This is a genomic window from Pandoraea eparura, assembly GCF_902459725.1.
Classification (GTDB): domain Bacteria; phylum Pseudomonadota; class Gammaproteobacteria; order Burkholderiales; family Burkholderiaceae; genus Pandoraea; species Pandoraea eparura.
Genome location: NZ_CABPSH010000010.1, coordinates 71558 through 91321, shown reverse-complemented (window position 1 = coordinate 91321; position 19764 = coordinate 71558). Strand labels below are relative to the sequence as shown.

The 19764-nt window shown below is 62.5% G+C and carries 22 protein-coding genes and 1 tRNA gene; 3 read left to right on the top strand and 20 right to left on the bottom strand.

The features are described 5' to 3' along the window. Nucleotides 1–4: 4 nt before the first annotated feature. The 3 genes from PEP31012_RS18200 to alaS all read right to left on the bottom strand — a co-directional run bounded on the left by PEP31012_RS18200 (nt 5) and on the right by alaS (nt 5014). Nucleotides 5–775 (bottom strand): class II aldolase/adducin family protein, encoded by a 771-nt coding sequence (locus PEP31012_RS18200; RefSeq protein WP_150590707.1) that lies wholly within the window; start codon nt 773–775, stop codon nt 5–7. Between the two features lie 60 nt (nt 776–835). Continuing rightward, nucleotides 836–2101: a YbfB/YjiJ family MFS transporter gene (locus PEP31012_RS18195; protein WP_150590706.1), complete on the bottom strand. Its 1266-nt coding sequence runs from the start codon at nt 2099–2101 to the stop codon at nt 836–838. 288 nt (nt 2102–2389) lie between these two features. Continuing rightward, entirely contained in the window at nt 2390–5014 is a 2625-nt protein-coding gene (gene alaS / locus PEP31012_RS18190) for an alanine--tRNA ligase (protein WP_150590705.1), read from the bottom strand. A gap of 244 nt (nt 5015–5258) precedes the next feature. Between alaS and PEP31012_RS18185 the strand changes: the two genes are divergently transcribed. The 3 genes from PEP31012_RS18185 (at nt 5259) to PEP31012_RS18175 (ending at nt 8098) form a co-directional block, all read left to right on the top strand. After that, the gene (locus PEP31012_RS18185) at nt 5259–6482 is read left to right on the top strand and encodes a CaiB/BaiF CoA transferase family protein (RefSeq protein ID WP_150590704.1); all 1224 of its coding nucleotides are present in this window, start codon (nt 5259–5261) and stop codon (nt 6480–6482) included. Between the two features lie 160 nt (nt 6483–6642). Next, nucleotides 6643–6717, top strand: a tRNA-Arg gene (locus PEP31012_RS18180). A 379-nt stretch (nt 6718–7096) separates the two neighbouring features. Further along, a complete protein-coding gene (locus tag PEP31012_RS18175; RefSeq protein WP_150590703.1) occupies nt 7097–8098 on the top strand; it encodes a glycosyltransferase family protein in 1002 nt (333 codons plus the stop codon). A 48-nt stretch (nt 8099–8146) separates the two neighbouring features. On the opposite strand, the gene PEP31012_RS18170 is transcribed toward PEP31012_RS18175, so the two are convergent. The 17 genes from PEP31012_RS18170 to PEP31012_RS18095 all read right to left on the bottom strand — a co-directional run bounded on the left by PEP31012_RS18170 (nt 8147) and on the right by PEP31012_RS18095 (nt 19764). Beyond that, complete coding sequence (locus tag PEP31012_RS18170) at nt 8147–8620, bottom strand: WbuC family cupin fold metalloprotein (RefSeq protein ID WP_150590702.1); 474 nt, start codon at nt 8618–8620, stop codon at nt 8147–8149. A 172-nt stretch (nt 8621–8792) separates the two neighbouring features. Further along, nucleotides 8793–9005: a 30S ribosomal protein S21 gene (gene rpsU / locus PEP31012_RS18165; protein ID WP_017231887.1), complete on the bottom strand. Its 213-nt coding sequence runs from the start codon at nt 9003–9005 to the stop codon at nt 8793–8795. A 582-nt stretch (nt 9006–9587) separates the two neighbouring features. Next, nucleotides 9588–9938, bottom strand: coding sequence for a hypothetical protein (locus tag PEP31012_RS18160; RefSeq protein ID WP_150590701.1), 351 nt, complete (start codon nt 9936–9938; stop codon nt 9588–9590). 201 nt (nt 9939–10139) lie between these two features. Next, a complete protein-coding gene (locus PEP31012_RS18155; protein WP_174978295.1) occupies nt 10140–11969 on the bottom strand; it encodes a DEAD/DEAH box helicase in 1830 nt (609 codons plus the stop codon). 793 nt (nt 11970–12762) lie between these two features. After that, nucleotides 12763–13173: a DUF1353 domain-containing protein gene (locus PEP31012_RS18150; protein ID WP_150590700.1), complete on the bottom strand. Its 411-nt coding sequence runs from the start codon at nt 13171–13173 to the stop codon at nt 12763–12765. Beyond that, the gene (locus PEP31012_RS18145) at nt 13170–13607 is read right to left on the bottom strand and encodes a hypothetical protein (protein WP_150590699.1); all 438 of its coding nucleotides are present in this window, start codon (nt 13605–13607) and stop codon (nt 13170–13172) included. The genes PEP31012_RS18150 and PEP31012_RS18145 overlap by 4 nt, the downstream gene beginning before the upstream one ends. Nucleotides 13608–13617: 10 nt before the next feature. Continuing rightward, nucleotides 13618–13932 (bottom strand): hypothetical protein, encoded by a 315-nt coding sequence (locus tag PEP31012_RS18140; protein ID WP_150590698.1) that lies wholly within the window; start codon nt 13930–13932, stop codon nt 13618–13620. Further along, nucleotides 13929–14123 (bottom strand): hypothetical protein, encoded by a 195-nt coding sequence (locus tag PEP31012_RS18135; RefSeq protein WP_150590697.1) that lies wholly within the window; start codon nt 14121–14123, stop codon nt 13929–13931. The genes PEP31012_RS18140 and PEP31012_RS18135 overlap by 4 nt, the downstream gene beginning before the upstream one ends. Continuing rightward, a complete protein-coding gene (locus PEP31012_RS18130; protein WP_150590696.1) occupies nt 14120–14692 on the bottom strand; it encodes a hypothetical protein in 573 nt (190 codons plus the stop codon). Before PEP31012_RS18130 ends, PEP31012_RS18135 begins: the two co-directional genes overlap by 4 nt. A 61-nt stretch (nt 14693–14753) precedes the next feature. Next, nucleotides 14754–14996 carry a hypothetical protein gene (locus PEP31012_RS18125; protein ID WP_174978294.1) on the bottom strand — a complete coding sequence of 81 codons (243 nt, stop codon included), beginning with the start codon at nt 14994–14996 and terminating at the stop codon, nt 14754–14756. Between the two features lie 55 nt (nt 14997–15051). Then, entirely contained in the window at nt 15052–15528 is a 477-nt protein-coding gene (locus PEP31012_RS18120; protein WP_246171367.1) for a lysozyme, read from the bottom strand. Beyond that, a complete protein-coding gene (locus PEP31012_RS18115) occupies nt 15525–15785 on the bottom strand; it encodes a hypothetical protein (protein WP_174978293.1) in 261 nt (86 codons plus the stop codon). The genes PEP31012_RS18120 and PEP31012_RS18115 overlap by 4 nt, the downstream gene beginning before the upstream one ends. A gap of 83 nt (nt 15786–15868) precedes the next feature. Further along, a complete protein-coding gene (locus tag PEP31012_RS23720; RefSeq protein WP_174978292.1) occupies nt 15869–16021 on the bottom strand; it encodes a hypothetical protein in 153 nt (50 codons plus the stop codon). Between the two features lie 2 nt (nt 16022–16023). Continuing rightward, on the bottom strand, nt 16024–17541 hold the full coding sequence (locus PEP31012_RS18110; protein WP_150590694.1) for a hypothetical protein: 1518 nt from the start codon (nt 17539–17541) through the stop codon (nt 16024–16026). 8 nt (nt 17542–17549) lie between these two features. Beyond that, complete coding sequence (locus PEP31012_RS18105; RefSeq protein ID WP_150590693.1) at nt 17550–18146, bottom strand: YmfQ family protein; 597 nt, start codon at nt 18144–18146, stop codon at nt 17550–17552. Between the two features lie 6 nt (nt 18147–18152). Beyond that, nucleotides 18153–19316 carry a baseplate J/gp47 family protein gene (locus tag PEP31012_RS18100; protein WP_150590692.1) on the bottom strand — a complete coding sequence of 388 codons (1164 nt, stop codon included), beginning with the start codon at nt 19314–19316 and terminating at the stop codon, nt 18153–18155. 1 nt (nt 19317) lies between these two features. Continuing rightward, nucleotides 19318–19764, bottom strand: coding sequence for a phage GP46 family protein (locus PEP31012_RS18095; RefSeq protein ID WP_150590691.1), 447 nt, complete (start codon nt 19762–19764; stop codon nt 19318–19320).

The following is a 19764-nucleotide window of genomic DNA, read 5'->3' as shown; positions in this document are numbered from 1 at the left end:
GCGTTCAATCGCGAAACGAGGCGTCTATTCTATCCAGTTTGCGCAGCAGTGCCGGCCACTCCAGCACGCCTTCGATGGCACCGCCATCCTCGAGCTGAAGGGCCGTCTTGTCCTGCACGGCCGCGCTGGGCAGATGGGGGGGCGTGCCGCCCGCCAGCGCCTGCAACTGGATCTCGCACGCTTTGATCAGCGTGGCCATCAGCACGAAGGCTTCGGCGACCGAGCGCCCGGTCGTGAGTGTGCCGTGATTGCGCAGCAGCATGGCCGGATGCGCCCCGAGCGACGCCACGAGCCGCTCACCCTCCGACGGCGAAAACGCGAGTCCTTCGTAATCGTGATAGCCGATGCGCTCGTGAAAACGCAACGCGTGCTGCGAGATCGGCAGCAGTCCATGCGGCTGGATAGACACCGCGATGCCGGCCGTGTTGTGCAGATGCATGACACAGACAGCGTCTGGACGTGCGGCGTGCACCGCGCCATGCAGGGCGAACCCGGTCACATTCACCGGGTGCTCGCTCTCGCCGACGATCTCGCCGGTCATCGTGATCTTCACCAGGTTCGATGCCGTCACTTCATCGAACGTCAGGCCAAACGGGTTGATGAGGAAATGCCCCGGCTCACCCGGCACCATCGCCGAGATATGGGTGTAGATCAGATCGTCCCAGCCGTACAGCGCAACGAGCCGGTAACAGGCTGCGAGGTCGACGCGCATCTGCCGCTCGGCGTCGCTCACGGCCGTGGCGGCCTTTCTGCCCGCCTGCAGGGTAAACGACATAGCAAGTTCCAGGAGAAGAAGGGGGCGCGGCAGCGCACTACACCACGCCGCTCAGGCGCGTCAGGGGGCGTGTTCGAGCGAACGTCGCCAGTCCCACACGAAGCCGATGGCGCCGAGCGCCAACGCGCCGCTCGCACACAGCAGCGCCGCCGTGAAGTTGCCGGTCGCCGCGACAAGCGGGGCTGCGACCAGTGGCCCGACGATCTGCCCGATCCCGTAGGATGCCGTTACCAGACCGATCAGACCATTGGCATTGTCCCCACGCAGGCGTCGGCACTCGCGCACGGCATACACCGTAATCGCCGTGAACGGCAGCCCGACCAGCACGCTCCCCACCGCGAACCCCACCACGTTCGGCAGCACGATGCCGATCCCGACGCCCACCCCTTGCGTGACATAGCAGGCCGCAAGCAGCAAGCGATTGTCCCAGGTCTGCGGCGCCCTTGCCCCGATGATGGCGCCGGGCATCACCATGAGGCCAAGCAGGGGAAAGAAGAGATCCGGCCACGGCGAGCCAGGCAGCACCTGACGCGCAATCACCGGAAGGAACGTGGCCGTGATGATGTAGCCGAAGCCGGCAAACCCGTAAAGCACGGTGACGGGAATCACCGTCTCGCCGCTGCCATGATTGACGGCGTGTGCCGCGGGCGGCGCATTGGCGGCGTGCGTGGCGTGCCCGGGCTTGGCCGCGCCGGCCGGCTTCGCGGGTGCGGGGCCATCCGGCTCGAAGGTGCGCCAGATCAGCGCGAGCAGCGCCAACGCCAGGCCGCCACACAGCAGCCACCCACCGCGCGCGGGCCACGCGAGCGAGCTGTTCAGGCTTGCAAGCAGCCCTGTCACCACGATGCCGGCACCGGGGCCAGCGAAGATCACGCCCCCCAGACTCGGCATGTGCAGCTCACCGAGCTTTCGGAAGGCCCACCCGGCCGAGAACACCATCGCCCAGGCACTCATGACCCCTGCCAGCGTGCGCACGACGGCCCACACGGCGAATGAATCGAGCAGGCCCATGGCGAGCGTCAGCACCACCGTGAACGCCAGCGCGAAGCGCACAATGCGCGTCGGGGTAAAGCGCAGCCACATGCACGACAGTGCGCCGACAAAGTAGCCCGCATAGTTGAGCGACGCGAGCCAACTGCCGTGCTGAATGTCCGTGAGGTGTTCATGCAGCATCAGCGGCAGCATCGGCGTGAACGCGAAGCGGCCAATCCCCATGGCAATGGCGAGTGCGAGCATGCAGGACAGCGCAATGCGCCACGCTGCCCGTTCAGGGGACGGCTGGCGCGACGAGACGGCGCTGTCGGAATCGGTGAGGGTCGCGGGCATAACGGTAAAGGAGGAAAAACGCGCGTCGACACGCACGCTCTGCCGAATACTTTACATGCAAACCATCATGACAAGCGGGGGTTCCCCTGTGGCATCAGGGGCAATGGGGGGCATTTTCCGAGCGCGCCGGCCGGGATCCCTTATCTCGCGAAACACTGAGGTGCCCCGCTTTCGGATCCTTTCGAATTCCGAAACTGTACCGCTGTGGTATCAGGCCACATGACGCGCTACCGGGGCAGGCAGTTCCCACAGCGAGCCGCGACGGGTGTCGTCGCGCTCGCCTCACCGTTACAGCTTGCCGGCCACCCAGCCCTGCACACCGGCAAGCGCCTGCGGCAATTGCGACGGGTTGGTACCACCAGCCTGCGCCATGTCGGGACGACCACCGCCCTTGCCGCCGACCTGTTGCGCGACGAAATTGACCAGCTCACCGGCCTTGACCTTGCCGGTAGCGTCGGCGGTCACGCCGGCGATCAGGCTGACCTTGCCGCCCTCGACCGCCGCGAGCACGATCGCCGCGCTGCCCAGCTTGTCCTTGAGCTTGTCCATCGTCTCACGCAGCGTCTTGACGTCGGCGCCTTCGAGTTGCGCGGCCAGCACTTTCAGACCGCTCACATCGACGGCCTTCTCGAGCAATTCATCGCCCTGGCTCGACGCCAGCTTCGACTTGAGCGCTGCCAGTTCCTTTTCCAGCGACTTGACCTGCTCCTGCACCTGCGCGATGCGCGGCGTCAGTTCGGCCGGCTGGGTCTTGAGTGCGGCTGCCGCTTCATTGACCTGATCGTCGAGCTTCTGCACGAAACGCACCGAGTTGTCGCCGGTGATCGCTTCCACGCGACGGATACCAGCGGCCACGCCCCCTTCCATCACGATCTTGAACAGGCCGATGTCGCCCGTGCGCGTCACGTGCGTGCCGCCACACAGTTCGCGCGACGTGCCGATATCGAGCACACGCACTTCGTCACCGTACTTCTCACCGAACAGCGCCATCGCGCCGCCCTTGACCGCGTCGTCAAACGACATCACGGCGGCCTGCGTCGGAGCGTTCGCCAACACTTCGGCGTTGACGATGTCTTCCACGCGGCGGATGTCCTCGGCAGTCATCGCGGCATTGTGGGCGAAGTCGAAGCGGGTCTTGTCGGCGTCGACGAGTGAGCCCTTCTGTTGCACGTGGCCGCCCAGCACCTCACGCAGCGCCTTGTGCATCAAGTGCGTGGCGGAGTGGTTGCGAACCGTGCGAGCGCGGCGCACCGCATCGACCTGCGCCGTGACGGACGCCCCCACGCTCAGCTCGCCCGATTCCAGCTTGCCGTAGTGACCGAAGACGTCGGCCTGAATCTTTTGCGTGTCCGACACGCCGAAACGGGCGCTGCCCGCCGTGATCAGGCCTTGGTCGCCCACCTGGCCACCGGACTCGGCGTAGAACGGCGTGGTATCGAGCACCACGATGCCCTGCTGGCCGGCGGCGAGCCGGTTCACGCTCGTGCCGTCGACATAGAGGGCCGTCACCTTCGCACCGTCGAGCGCAAGCTTGTCGTACCCCTGGAAGCGTGTCTTGTCGCCGTCGTATTCGAGGGCCGTGGCCATCTTGAACTTGCCGGCAGCACGCGCCTGCTCGCGCTGACGCGCCATTGCGGCATCGAAGCCCGCTTCGTCGACGGTGATGCTGCGCTCACGGCAGACGTCGGCCGTCAGGTCGAGCGGAAAGCCGTACGTGTCGTGCAGTTTGAAGGCGAGTTCGCCGTCGAGCGTGGTCACACCGTGCTTGGCCAGATCGGCCAGGGCGCCGTCGAGAATCTCCATGCCGTTCTCGATGGTCTCGCCGAAGCGTTCTTCTTCCTGCTTGAGCACGTCGGTCACGCGCTGCTGCGCCTGCGCCAGTTCCGGGTAGGCCGCGCCCATCTCCGCGACCAGATCCGGCACAAGCTTGTAGAAGAATGGCGTCTTGCAACCGAGCTTGTAACCGTGACGGATCGCGCGGCGGATGATTCGGCGCAGCACATAGCCGCGGCCTTCGTTGCCCGGAATCACGCCGTCGACGATCAGGAACGAACAGGCACGGATGTGATCGGCGATCACCTTGAGCGAGTTCGCGGCGAGATCGGTCACGCCGGTCTCACGACCTGCCGCCTTGATCAGATGTTGGAACAGGTCGATCTCATAGTTGCTGTGCACGTGCTGCAGCACGGCCGCGATACGTTCCAGCCCCATGCCGGTATCCACGCACGGCTTGGGCAGCGGCGTCATGTTGCCCTGCTCGTCGCGGTTGAACTGCATGAACACGAGGTTCCAGACTTCGATGTAGCGGTCGCCGTCTTCTTCCGGCGATCCCGGCGGGCCACCCCACACGTCCGGGCCGTGATCGAAGAAGATTTCCGAGCACGGGCCGCACGGGCCAGTGTCGGCCATCTGCCAGAAGTTGTCCGACGCGTAACGTGCGCCCTTGTTGTCGCCGATGCGGATGATGCGCTCGGTCGGCACGCCGACTTCCTTCGCCCAGATGTCGTAGGCTTCGTCGTCTTCCTGGTAGACGGTGACCCAGAGCTTGTCCTTCGGCAGTTTGTAGACGTCCGTCAGCAGTTCCCACGCGTATTGGATCGCTTCGCGCTTGAAGTAATCGCCGAACGAGAAGTTGCCCAGCATTTCGAAGAACGTGTGATGGCGGGCCGTGTAGCCGACGTTCTCGAGATCGTTGTGCTTGCCGCCCGCGCGCACGCTGCGCTGGGCCGTGGTCGCGCGCTTGTAGGGGCGCGTCTCGAGACCGAGAAAGACGTCCTTGAACTGCACCATGCCGGAGTTCGTGAACAGCAGCGTGGGGTCATTGGACGGCACGAGACTCGACGAGCGCACGATGGTGTGCCCCTTCGACTCGAAGAAGTTGAGGAATTTTTCCCGAATGTCTGCGACTTTCATAGCGTGCGAAGGAGCGTGGGGACCGGGCCAGTCAAGCTGGGCGGGGTATTTTGCAAACTTTTGATTATACGGGAAATCGGTCGCACCACCGCGTCGCGCCGACAACCGCACTGCGAAACGGCGCTGGTCAGCCGCCCGTCACACACCGTAGACTCCCTCACTTGAGTTCCGCAATGCAAAACGATGTTCCGCGTATGACATCGAGGGCAGCGATCAGATAATGACATCGAGGGGAGAGAAGACGATGGGTGCGTTGAGTCATATCCGGGTGCTGGACCTTTCGCGCGTGCTGGCCGGCCCGTGGGCTACGCAGAACCTGGCCGATCTGGGCGCGGACGTGATCAAGGTCGAGCGTCCCGGTGCCGGGGACGACACCCGTCGCTGGGGACCGCCGTACCAGCGCGATGCCGACGGGCGCGAGACGGCCGAGGCCGCCTATTACCTCGCCGCGAACCGCAACAAGCGCTCGCTCACGCTCGATATCGCCTCGGCCGAAGGCCAGGCCATCGTCAGGGCACTGGCGGCGCAGAGCGACGTGGTCGTCGAGAATTACAAGGTGGGTCAATTGGCGAAATATGGCCTGGATTATGCGTCCTTGCGCGCGATCAAGCCCGATCTCGTCTATTGCTCGGTAACGGGCTTCGGTCAGGACGGCCCCTATGCGTCGCGCGCCGGCTACGACTTCATCGTGCAGGGCATCGGGGGCTTCATGAGCATAACGGGCGAGCGCGACGAGCTGCCCGGCGGCGGCCCGCAAAAGGCGGGCGTCGCGATTGCCGACCTGATGACCGGGATGTACGCGACCATCGCCATCATGGCGGCCCTCACGCACCGCGACCGCACAGGCGTTGGGCAATACATCGACATGGCGCTGCTCGACACGCAGGTAGCGATGCTGGCAAACATGAACACAAACTATCTCGCGAGCGGCGAGGCGCCGGTGCGCTGGGGCAACGCGCATCCGAACATCGTGCCGTATCAAACGTTCCAGACCGCGGACGACGGCTGGATCATCGTGGCAGTGGGCAACGACGGCCAGTTCCGCAAGTTTGTGGAGGCCGGGGGCGAAGTAGCGTTGGCGGACGATGCACGTTTCGCGACCAATCCGTCGCGCGTGCGGCAACGGGACGTGCTCGTACCACGGCTGGCCGAGATGGTGCGCAAGTTCGGCAAGGATGCCTGGATCGAAAAGCTTGAAGCGGCAGGCGTGCCATGCGGGCCGATCAATACGTTGCCGGAGGTGTTCGCGAATCCGCAGGTGAAGGCGCGCGGCATGGAGGTGACGTTGCCGCATCCGTCGGGGGGCGTCGCTCGGGTGGTCGCGAGTCCCATGAAGATGAGCGAGACGCCGCCGGTCGCCCACACCGCGCCACCCACGCTGGGGCAGCACAGCGACGACATCCTGCGCGAGCGCCTCGGCTACGACGACGCCAGAATCGCGCAGTTGCGCGCCGATGGCGTGGTTTGAACCGGAGTGTCTAAGAGATCACCCGACGCGCATCCTGGCGCGACGTCGGCATGACGTCAAACCGCAATCGGTGCTTTTGACGTGTTGCGTAAAGTGTTTTTGTTATACTCTTGCGCTCGCGAGACTGTGGGACGCCTGCGTCAAACCGTTATCGCGCGCCCTCCCTGTAGTTCAATGGATAGAACGAGTGCCTCCTAAGCGCTAGATACAGGTTCGATTCCTGTCGGGGGGACCAAAGGCGCATTTGGCCCATCCCAAGAATGACCGAAATGCCCCGCGTAGCCTGGCTCGCCGGGGTATTTTTTTTGCTCCCGCCCAAGGCGATGATCATACCGGCGTCGCGCTATGGCACAGCGCTTCGCAGCGACTCACCGCAGGCACGCCGCCCCTCCCCCTCTCCTAACACTGCGCCAGCATCGGGAACCTCAAATATTTTGCCGCCTGGCAAACGAATCCGCCCCGTCGGCAAAAGCGGCATCGAAATGCAATGACCCGCCTCCTCTATCATGTTGGGCGTGCCAGCCTCCGGTATGTCGTAGGCGCTGCGTTGCCGCCCCATCTGTCAGGCGCCGCGATTTTGCCTGTTCTTACCCCCTTTCGATGCCAAGATTCGCATGACGAAGCCTTCGCAGCGCACCACCCACCCCACAACGCATGACGCTGGTGACGCCTCCACCACCAACGCCATCGCCCGTGCCTGGGCCAAGGTCGGCGCGGCACTCACCCCGCATCCGGATTGCCCGCTCCCCGCCTGGACCGGCGGCGGCCAAACGTTGCATCAACATCTCTTGATCATCGGTGCGGGTCACGACGCAGAAGTGCTCAGCCAACTCCGCCATCTGGAAGTCGCCGCCGCCCGCTTCGGCAAGGTCGGATTTGTCGGCCCCGCGAGTTTGCGCCGGCTGGTCGAATGGTCGATAGGAGAACGCGTGGTTGTCCTCTCGCGGATGCCGCGCGATGTGTCGGACTGGGATTTGCGCTGCCCGCTTGGCACGCTCGCACATGTGCTGGGGCCGCAGGCCGCCTCTGCGCACGCCGGACGTCCGTTTCTTCGCGTTGCCGCTATCGCAGCGCGTCACTGGCGCGACCGGCTGGCCGCGGCTGCGCAGCACGGACTCTGCGTGGGCCTCGCAGGATTGAACATCTTCGACACCGACGCCCAAGCGTCCACGCCGCAGAGCGCGTCCCGATTCACTGCGCTTGCGTCGCTGCTGCACGTGCCGGGTGTGTCCTGGGTGCCGCTGGGCCACCCCGCCAACGGGGCGTCCCATGCCGCTCCGCCCGAAGCCGTCGACTGGATCGACTGGCGTTGCGACTGCGACGATCTGGCCGACGAGGCCTCGCTCATCGACAATCTGGATCTGGTGATTTCACTAGACACCGCGTACGTGCACCTGGCCACGGGATTGGGCGTGCCGGTCTGGCAGTTGAATGCCGCGGTGCCCGTGTCGTTCGGCGACGAGGCCCGACGCGAGCCGCCCTACATCCCCGAGGGCTTTACCCTTGCGCACGCCCCTCGCGCGTTCTGCGCCGAGGATGACTGGCACAGCGCCATCGACGCGGCGACCAAGGCGCTGCTCGCCATGGCCACCGAGTTTCAAGGCTGGACGCGCTAACCGTCGCGCGGCACCGCTAAAAGCGCGCCGCAGCGACACATCTGCCCGTCAAGCGGCCCAGCGGTCGCCCACCTGCGCCGTCTTGACCCACGCCATGAAAGCAGTGGCTTCAGGCGTGTCTGCGGGGGCCGACCAACCCGCGTAGTCAGACTCGACGAACGGTCGATACGGCCCGTGCTTCACCTCGAAAATCACGGCCCCTGCATCGAGCGAGAGCACGGTGTGGAATACGCCCTGCGCCGTCTCCGTCGCACTGGTGTCCCCGCCCAGCACCTTGCGATCCGTGACAACGCCCACCTCATCGAACGTCAGCACCACAAAGCGCCCACGCAATGCCGTGAGCAGTTCCCACGTGCAACGGTGCAGGTGCGGACGAATGTACGTCGCCGGCTCCATCGCAATGGCCAGGCGTTGAATCGGGTCGTCCAGCGACTCGTGCAGGTTCTGGTTCATGCGCGCACGCGGCGATTGCTCGGCTTGCTGGGTCAGCGCGTCGAGCGCCGCAAGAGTCAACGTTTTCATAGGGAAATCGTGGAGAGTGTGGGGGAGTCCGGGGAAGGAAGCCCTGGCGGCACCTTAACGACGGCCACGAGTGTAGCAAATCGATGCACCGCTATCCGATCATAAAAAAACCCGCCTCTCGGCGGGTTTCTCACTTCGCACTTCATTGCACCCAAAGGGCGCAACGCCGTGCTTAGTACATCTTCTTCTTCAGGGTCTGGCTGCGCAGACGCTTACGCAGACGGGCCACGGCAGCCGCTTTCTTACGCTTGCGCTCGGCCGTCGGCTTTTCGTAAGCCGCACGTGCCTTGACTTCCTTGATCAGGCCCGTGCCATCGATGGCGCGGCGGAAACGACGCAGTGCGACTTCAACGGGTTCACCGTCTTTAATCAGGATCTTGGTCATGCAATAACTCGTATAGTGAATTGGCTCGCGAGAGCCGCAAATTTAACTTACCGGGCAAATTCACCCTTCCCCGCCCTGCAGGAGACATCTCCTGCCAGGCACGACGAACGGATTTGCCGCGGACTGCACTACACCACATCCGGCGGGACCGCGAATCACCTCCTCTGCGATCTCCCGATTGGCTTTCAACGCCCGACTCGCTTACCGCGAACCCCGCATCGCGCCTTCCAGACTGGCTGAACGGTTGATTGATGGCAAAGCGGCACACCCATCGTTCGTCAATGAGAACCGCTCCCCTCGATGCCCAAGTTTTGGACAAGGTCGGGATTATACACGCAAAGCGCGTGAAATGTACATGATTGGATTGTCGGCGATGGGAGCGCGCTGGCCGACGGCCAACGAAGCCGCTAAATTTGGGCGCGAAATAGCGCCTGCCACCGGCCCAATCAGGCTCAATCAGGCTCGAATGATGCGCAGAGCTGCTCGACGGTTAGGCGGTTAGGCGGTTAGGCGGTTAGGCGGTTAGGCGGTTAGGCGGCAACTAGCAAAGCACACCAGCGATACCGCCACGCGCACAACGGCTTATGTCGCACGGCGGGCCGGGGCTCGTTTGCGCGGCTTGAGTGCCGCGCCACCCACCGACGCAGAGGTCACCGCCTTTGGAGGCGCCACAGATTTCGCCGCCTTCGCCACAGTCGCCAGTTCAAGATCGATCGTGCGCTTGAGCCCTTCGATGATCGGCGCGGTCAGATCATCGGCAAAATGATCGAACCAGCGTTTGGCCTGCAAGAGCTTCTTTCCCCCAAGGCGCCGCTTGTGATCCTCATCGCTGGCAAGCACCTTGGCCGAGAGTCGCGCACGCCCCTTGGGCAGACGCTCGAGAACGGTGAGGATGATGAACCCGCGATACGACGTCTTTTGCTCGGCAGACATATGGCCCCCTGATATACCCGCCTCGCGGCGCGCCCGAACCGGATCGAAACCACGATCTGAATGACGTGGATGAAACTGATCGTACCACGACGCAATCTGCGTGCCCGCAGGTATGTGATCAACGGCAGGCGGTCGCGCTGGCGATGGCGGCAAGGGGCCACCGCCTCCCTTGTCCCCGTCCGCGACGCGCCAAATCACCGTTCAGTCGCCGACTTGCCGTGAACTACCAGGAAACAGCTTGCGCATGAACAACGAATCCCCGCTGCCGGTCACAAGGAGCTGGTGAGTCGCGCGTGTCGCCGCGATGTAGAAAAGGCGAGCCTCTTGCTCCAGATCGGTGTCCTGCGTCGACATCGCCCCGACGCCGGGCACGGCCACGAATGGATATTCCAGCCCTTTGCTGGCGTGCATGGTCAACACGGAGACCGCGTCTGCACCGGGGGAAAATTGCTTGCGATCTCGCTGCTGCCACTGGTAAGGGATTCGCGCCTTCGCCAGCGCGTCGACGCACGCCTGGCCGACACTCCATGTCCGATAGACGATCGCCATGTCCTGCCAAGCAGTGCCGTCCTGATGGGCGCGGTGCATTTGCCTTGAAATCGCCTCGGCCTCGTCGGCAATCGACGGCAGTTTGATCAACATTGGTTGCGGCCCCTCGCGCCCGCAGCTAATCGGCCGAATCAGCGGAACCCCGTCGTCGTCGGTGGCCTTCGCGTCCAGGATATCCTTGGCCACGTTAGCGGCAAGCGCCAATATCTGTCGCGTATTCCGATAGTTGATCTTGAGAATGGTCGTGCGCCCCTGCGCTTGCACGCCAACGCTCTTGAAGCTGAAGCCCTGCCGCTCGGACCGATTGAAAATCGATTGTGCGTCGTCATACAGCACGAGCAAATGGCGGCATTCCGGCGAGACCATTTGCACGACAAGCTTGAACCATGACGGCTCGAAGTCGTGGCCTTCGTCGATCAGCACGGCAGCATATTGCGCGGCCGGAATACTGCCCCGATCCACAGCCTTGATCACGCACTGGACGAGTTGCGCAAAAAACCGCTCACCGCCGCCTTTCGGACGCGTGACGTGATAGGCGCTCAACTGATCCGAGCACCACCCATGAAAATGCCTGACGATGACCTTGGCCGACAAGCCCTTGGCGTCCATCACCGATTTGATCTGCCGGGAAAGTGGCTCGCTGAAGCAAAGCACCAAGACGGGCTTTTCCGATTGCATTGCCAGATATTCGGCGCGATAACCAAGAATCATCGTCTTTCCCGACCCCGCCACGCCGTGAATGACACGGTGACCGTCGCCCAGGCTACGCGCCAACTGCTCCTGCTGCACATCCATCACGGCCATGATGTCGGGCAATTCGATCTGATCCGAAAGCAGATCGAGCTGGGACGCCTGCACGCGCACTTCCGGGAAGAGAATCCATCGGATGCGATCGATCTGCGGCAGCGTCAGCTTGTCGCGAAAGTGGAATTTGAACATCTGCCACAACCGGTCCTGAAACGCTTCCGCATCGACCGTCTCGGTCATTTCGTCCGAGCAAATGACGCGAGACGGCTCGAGCGCATGACCCAATCCGCCGTCCGTGAACTGCTTGCGCGTCATATTCGGCAGCACGACGCCGAACGTCCAGGGCAGTCGCAATTTCCCCGCATAGGCATGTCCCGGTGGATTCACCAGTTGTGGATCCCGCTCCAGCGCATTGACGATTTCGAGCGTATATCGACGCGCCTGCTCAAGCGGACTGATGACGGTTTTGGGGCCATTGCTGCCCAGAATTTGCCAGTCGCCTCGATCGGCCTGCAGGACGGTCGCAATCTTCCAATCCTTGACTTCGAGAATGAGCAACCCACGTTGAGGGTGAAGCACCACAAAGTCGGGATACGACCGCATCGTGGCGACGGGGACGTCATACCAGATCAAATAGTCGTCCTCGAGCTTCTGCTCCAGCCGCTCGGCAAGTCTGCGCTCACCGGACTGCATTCTGCCCACACACGAGGACAGCGAGGGAATGATCGTTGCCATGCGCCTCCAGGTTTTGGCGAAATTGGTCCTCAAAGTATCGAGGTTTTCGCTTTGACCGTATCCCGCTTTCCTCATCGCTCGCAATGGCGGGATGTTTCATTCCGACGTTCACGACGTGGATACATCGGCGTCACCGGCCAGTCAAAGGGGCTGCGTGGCTAACGCAGTACGGATACATGATGTAATGCGTTCGCACAAAAATCGGATACATCCCAATTAGAAAACGCGCTCGATCATCAAAGTGCCACTGCGCAAGACAAGGTCAGTGACCGTCATCTCGGCATTATCATGGATTGCCAATAAATTTTGAGTGCCGCATTCATCAATGAGCGACACCCAATTGACCGACTCGGCGTATCGTGCGAGCCGCCACGACAAACCACGCGGCACATACTCAGCCGCGAGTCGATATTCTTGAAGCTATCAGGGAAATAAAAGGGCAGAGAATAGGGACAATAGATGTTGCCTGTCCCAACCCCTTGAATTTAGTGGTCGGAGCGATAGGATTCGAACCTACGACCCTCTGATCCCAAATCAGACCAAAAAAAGCTGGCGGCGTCCTTTGCTGGAAATGCTTTCTACGGTTTCACGTCTAACATAATGCTCAACTATTAGGCACGGCTACATGCGGGTTTGCAGGCATGTGCCACCGGAATATTAGACGCCGATCAAGCCTTCTGCCAACCGCCTCTTCGACATCGCTGCAGCGTCGAAAGCATCGCGAATGCCCTCGTCTGGCCGCCCCCCCAAAGAAAGATAATGAAGACTATCAAATCACTGAATTTGATAATCATCACGCTCTTTTTTCGGCGCTGCCCTTTGGCCTGACGGCAGCGGGCGTCTTCACCCAGTGTGATGCCCCGCCGAGCCGAACGCCCCAGTACATGAGCCAGCGGCGCCACGCCGGCACGCAGGTGACTGCTGACGCTTCACGCAACACTTTGTCGGCTACCGCCCGCGGCACCGGCTGAGTGGTGTACAGCCAGTCATGCACGACAGCCGCCTCGTTCGATGTTCCGCCCGTCAGCCAGTACACCACGGGCAGACGCGGCACCGACGCCAGGTCGGTGATGAACCCGCGCGGCACGATGAAAACTTCGTCGGCCACGTCGGATTGATACACCAGCGCCGCGGCGAGCCGCCATCGGCCATCGTCGCAGCCGGTGGCGTTCTCGATGACCAGGCGCGTGAGGAACCGGCTCATTTTGCGGCCGGTGCCGACGCGGCCGCCGGAATGTCCACAGGCCACGCCGCAATCGCGGCCGCCAGCAGAATTTGCGCGGTCGTCACCCCCATCACGATCCGATCCTGATCCTGCGCCGACAGAGGCGACGCCTTCGCGACCGTGATGATCGCCGGAAGGCCCGCGCTCGCGAGTGTCTGAAGGTTGACGGCGTCGGCAGTTGAGCCCGACTCACACACAGCCCTCACGACCGGCTGCGCGTCGGAAAGTGCCTTCAGCGCTGTGTCGCTCATGCCATTGACCTGCTGCAGCGAGGAAATGGCGACTTCGACCGGCGGGCACACGCGGGCGGCGACCTGCGCCGGCGACGGCACGGACTGGCCGGTCGTGGAGCAAGCCGCGAGGACGAACGAAAGCACGGCCGCGCACGCGGCCAGAATGGCAAAACGCTTCATGGTGGATTCCTTACGGGGTGGTGAGCTTGATTGCGGCGACCGCCGCGCTGGTGACGGCAGTCGAAATGCTGGAAGCGATGCCGCCGCCGGCGGCGATCGGCGCGCTGGCAGAAACGCCCGTCTCGCCGAAGTCGAGGCTGAAGCCGTCGGGGGTGTTGGTGACGCGTACGGTGACGGTGCCGACGTCCTTGCTGCTCGATACTGACGCCGCGCAGCAGATCAGCCGGCCGGTGGCGTCATAGAACGGCCGCACCTCGTACCGGGCAGTGCCGGCGCAGGCCGCCAGCGCCAGGCCAACCCCACACGCGAGCGCGGCGCGGATCATTGCGGGGCGCTCGGGGGCGGCGGCTGATCGGCCGGCGGCTTACCTGCCGCAACGTGAACTGCACCCAGGGTCGCCAAGGCCGCGCCGATGGCCGTGATGAAGCCATCGACCGGCGTCTTCCCTGCGTAGGCGAAGAAGCCCCAGGCGCCGAGCAGCGCGGCATAGCACAGCACCTTCGTGCGAGTGTTCATTTCGTCGTTTCCTTCTCGTGGTGGTGGATGATCTCGGTCGGCGTGAACCGGTAGCCCTCGATCGCGTACTTCTGCGCGACCCAAAGCGGGAACGGCATCGCGTGGATGCCCTCGTCCTTGCCGATGTGGTGGTCCTTGCACAGCAACATGCCGTTGACCGTCATGTCATCGATGAACAGGTACGGGTCAGCCGGCACCAAGTAAGTGACGTCGGGATGTAGCACCGTCTCGCCCGCGACAGTCATTTGCTGCGCGCCCTTGAGGAAGCCATCCCAGTCGAATTCCTGGGCACGCGCGCCCCATACGCCGGCGCGACAGTCTTCCGCGAAGCGAGACCAGTCGATCAGGTTGGCGGTGCTGCGCTCGATGGGGCTGTGATGCGCCTCGAGCGGATGGCCCGTGTCCTGCTCAGTGCCGCCGCAGACGAAGCACCGCCCGCCTTCGCGTTCGATCAGCGTCTTGCGCGTGCAAGTGAATAACGCGGTGGTCGTGCGCGGCTCATGGCCAGGCAGCATCACGTCGACGCTCAGGGTTTCCTTCTCTTCGTGGGTCTGGGTGACGTCAGACATATGCCCTCAGAAATAAACAAACCGCCCGAAGGCGGTCTCGTTGACGCAAGTGGCAGACGGATCAGACGGGGGCCGGGGTGAAATCGACGTAGTACTTCTCGCCGACCTTGAACTGGCCCAACAGGGACGGATTGTTGATATGAATTTTGAACTCAGCCGACGGCGAGTACTTCGCATAAGTGTTGTCCTCGTCGCTCCCGTCTGCCGGGTAAGCCTTGGCCGCAACGGCGTTGAAGTGCAGAATCTCGCTGCTCTGGAATTGTTCGATCCGATTCAGTTGGACCTTGGCGCGCATGTTGGGCATCTGTGATGTTCCTTCTGGTGGTGAAAAAAGCAATAAGCCGCTCAAATGGCGGCAGTTACATGAGGCAGAGCTGCCGCTCTTGTTCGCGGCGTTGAACCAAGCCGGGCAAAATCTGCCCCTTGGAATAGACCCACTTGGGCAACTCGTTGCAGGCGCCAACGGGATCGCCGGCATTGAGCTTGCGCAGCATGGTGCTGCTCGCGAAATTGCCCGCGCCAGCGTTGTAGACGAAGCTGGCCAGGGCCGCGCGGCGCGTCTCAGGCATCGGCACCTTGACCAGGCGGTCGACAGTGGTGAGCGCAATGCCCAGATCGCCGCGCAGCAGCTCGTCGCACTGCGCCTGGCTCTTCACCTGCCCCACCCTCACGCCGGCCGTGTGTCCGTAGCAGATAGTCGGAATGCCGACGGGATCGAGATAGGCTGAGAGCCTGGATCCCTCGAACGCGGGCACGAGCACGGCCGCGATCGCGACGGCGCCCCCCGCTGCTACAGCCATGGCTCGCTTTATCAGGGGATTCGACGTGTCGCTCATAGTCGATCCGGCCATTTGCCGTGCATCAATGCCCACACCGCCCCCGCGAGCGCGACGAACGGCGTCAGGAATTTGGCAATCTTCCCGAGCACGCCCAGGAAACGGATGCCGCCTTGCATGATCTGAAAGACCTCGATCAGGCCCTTCATGGCCTCACCGGTCTCTTTTGTCTGCTCTGTGTTCGCGGCCATTTCGGCCCGCATCGCGGCAAGATGCTGGCTCACGAAGGCGCGAAAATCGCTCTCGGACATTTCCATGATCTGTTCCTGATTCATGGTTCCCCGGAAATGAAAAAGCCGCCCGAAGGCGGCGGTGGTGTGTGTGGGTGGTAGCGGCCTGCTTACGGCGCGACCTTATCGGCTGGCAGCGGCGTGTTACCTGCCGCGAGCCATCGCTTGAACTCCTCATAGTCCACGTTGCCATCGGCAAACGGAATGGTTGCGCCGTCCGAGAGGCGCGTGACGAAACCATCGGTGACATATAGCTGATACATGTTTAGAGCCTCGCGGTGATAACGAAAGCGGCGTTGTTATACGCAGTAGTCTGCCCCGCCGATACGGTGCCAGTCGTGGTTAATCGCAACGACCTTGTCGTATTGAATACAATGTTTGGCGTGTTGGCTTGACTTAGGGAAAAGGAGATGGAGGGCACGCTAGGAGCGACGCGCATCTCTACCGGATAGTCAGCCCCGGTTGTTCCTATGGGCGCACCAACCGACCCTGCCCAACCGTTGAGATGTATTGTCCCTACAGGAATCAGGAGGGCATACCGCTGACAGTCCTTGAGGTCGTCCGGGTAGCTCTTGCGCACGACAGCCGACGCAACGGTGCCCTCCTCCAGTTGCCACTCGGTGAACCAGAAATTCTTCGTCGTGACCGCGCCGCACGCGACCTGAACTTCAATCTCCAAGCCCTTTGAGCAATCGCCCAACGCCTGCGTTGCCGTGACCACAGCGCCGGTCGCGCTGGCCACGGACGACGCCGAGCTGGTACCGATCGTCGTCACAGCGGAAAAATCATCAGCGGTCGTGGTCGGCTTGCGGAATACCACCGTGTAATTGATGGCCGAGCCGACATCGTGCTGAACGCCGATTTGAAAGGTGCCGGTCTGGTTCTTGAATTTGACCGCGTCCGCCGCTTCCATTCGGTACCGCCAAGATACCTGGCCGGCCCCTGTCAGCGTGCAACCCGCGAGCTTGACCGCGTACCCAGTTCGACCAACGGGCGCTGCCGTGTCTTGCGTCAGCGTGCCAGCGGTGATCGCGCCGCCCGACGCCCACGCGGCAATCATCTCGACCGGTCCGTACTGCGGCGATGTGGTAAGCGTCGGCACAGTCGACTGGATCGCCACCTGTGCGCCGCTGTTGAAGAGCTTGTTTCTCGAAGACGCTGCCCCCGTCGAGCCGACACTGGATTGAAGCTGGGCAAGTTGCACCGCATGCTGCGGCTGCGTGGCCGGCGCGACCTGTTGAGCACCACCGGCGCATTCCATAAGCACGCAGATCGGGTTTCCGCTATTCACACCGGCGATCGTCGCATGCATGAGAACAGCGGTGCCGTTGAGTGCTAGTTCGCCACCCTGAAGCGGTTGCAGGCCGAGCCCATAGATGGGGATCGCCGTCAGGCCATCGGGCGCATACGTCGATGGGCCCGTATTCGCATGCGCAATCTTGATCTGCTGCACAACGCCATCGACCCACGTTCCAGCCACGAGCGGCGTCGCATTGACAGCGGCATAGGCGTTCGCCGCCCCTGCGTCGGCGAGGATGACGGTGTTCTGGCAGATCCGCTTGATCGCGGACAGCACTTGGTTATACGTCGTTTTACTCGGCGTCAAGCCGCCCGCAACAACGATAGCGCGCAGCTCTTCCTGAATCATGTTCAGCCACGATCCGCGCACATTAGTCGCGGGCGTGCCGGCCGTCGGATTACCTTCGGTGAAGTACCCTTCCGAGCCTGCTGCTTCCGGTGTTGGGAGCGCGGTTGCGGCGGTTGCGTCATCAATACGGAACATGTGACCTCTTATGCGTAAGCAAAAATTGGGATCGTGTGGGCGGGAATCACCGCGCGCAACTCGCATTCGAGTACGCTGTTGCCCCATGCCGCGAGTGGGTCACCAGCTGCCATCGCGCCAGCTACAGCGCGCACGATTGTGTTCAATGGTGCCGTGATCTTCCAGGCAAAATTCCAGTCATATCCGCAGCACGGATCGCTCGCTTTCAGCATCCCGGCGCGAGCTTGCGTGTACTGCGTGATCGTTACCGTGTAGCCGAGGCGCGCGGCAAATTGCGTCAGGCCAGATATCAAGGGACCACCGACTCCCACGAAGCGCGCCAGCACCTGGGCTTGCCGCTGCGCAATCGAGGGCGCCACGCCGGCACACGGATCTGGCAAACCTAGCGTCGACTCCCAATCTGGAAGGAGTTCATAGGTCGTGGCCGGAAATGCATCCTTGAGAAGGTAGTTCGCACGTGCTGTCGCGCGCTCGTAGCTCGGCGCAAGTCCAGAAAGTACCTGGGTCTGCACTGCATCAGCGTCTCGCGGCCAGACCCTTCCGCGCGGCATTAGTCCCTGTAGCGCCTTGAGAAAGTTGGCGGCGGTCAAGTTAGGTGCGAGCATGGAGCCTCAGACGTAAAGCACATTTGCAAGGACGGGAAGCTGCCCGAACCCGCTCGTGATGTTCCCCGGATAGGTGGTGGTGGTAACACCAACGATGCCCTGAATCAGAGTGATCAGGAAACCGCTTGTCCCCGACACAGACCGTATTGCGGCCGAAATGTCGTCGCGGTTGATCGTCCCCGCCCGTGGATCACCGTTGCGAAACAGCACATCCGCGATCGCCGCCGCGATCGCCGCGCGCGTCGCCGACGTCGCCGATGTGAGGCCTGAAAGCGTGATCGTCAGGTTGTTAGCGATCGGCGCGCACGAATAGACGAGCGCCGTCACCGGCTGCTTCGTGACAATCGCGTCAGCGACAACGAGCTGGTCGCCCACTGCGACTGCGCCCCGCGGTACTCCGCCCGGCCCCTTATCGTTCTGCGAGACGCCGTCGCTTCCCTGAGGAAAGCCGTTGTGTGCCGATTCGGCGTTGTCCCACATCGTATAGACGACGACAGTGCCTGCACCGAATCCATTCGGCGCGCACCAGGCGCGCGTCACGCCCGCGATGGCGAGCGCCCATAGCACATAGTCGTCCGAATCGCCGCCCTGAGGCGTGCTCTGATACGCATCGAGCATCCGGCTCCGCAGAGAATCGTTGTCTTCAATGTCTGCGCCAGATTTGACCGTTGCTGTAATCGTGCCACCCTGCTGAATGCCATCGACCGCTACGCTTAACGAAACCGATGCGCCCGGATCCGCGTTGCCCGCTGCTCCCGCCACATCGGCCACGATCGTAACCGAGACGTTCCCTGTCTCGTCGACGGTGCCAGTCGTTGAAGTGGTATATGTGACCCCATCGCCGCGCGCGACGGGAGTGCTTGAGCTCAGCACCTTTCCCGCCACCCCCGGGAATTGGGCAGTCAATTGCGCTTTAGACGCTTCCTTCTGATAGACATCTTTCAGTGCTGCCCAGCCTTGCAGATATTCATCTTCGGCCGTGAATGGGACCGCCTGCTTCGCGATCCAATCAAGGTATCCAAACTGCTGGTGGCACATACCAGCCTGGATCTTGCCGACAATTCTCAGCACGGCAAAACGCAGAAGTGCATCCGCCCCCTGAAGCGCCGACGAAATATCGGCGGCCACCTCAGAGATCAAGGTGGAAAGCGTCTTTCTTTGAAATGGCATGTCAGGCGAGCTGGTTCCAGGCCCACGCGTAGGTCATGTCGATCTGCGTGCCCGTCGGTTGATAGAGCGTGATCTGCGCGCCGAGAAACGTGTCGCGCACCCACTGCGTCTGCACATCGATGCTAGCGACGACGCCGTCATCAATCAGCCATTGAAGCGCCTCGTTGATGTAATCGCGAGCGTTGTTCAGCACTTCCTGCGTCTGCTTTGAGCGGTCGAGCAACCAAAGGCGCGAGCCGATCGGTTTGTCTTCGCCGATGTCGCCCCACCAGCCGCGCGGATCACCAGTCCCATCGGGAATCGGATCGTCTGGATTCGCCACACGGTCGGTGAAGATGCTGACGAGGACTTCGGTTTGCAGATCGTTCCCGGTGATGAGGACCGGCGCGACAAAGCGCCAATCGCCGCGGCTGTTGTCCACGTCCCAAATAACAGAGATGTCGGACAT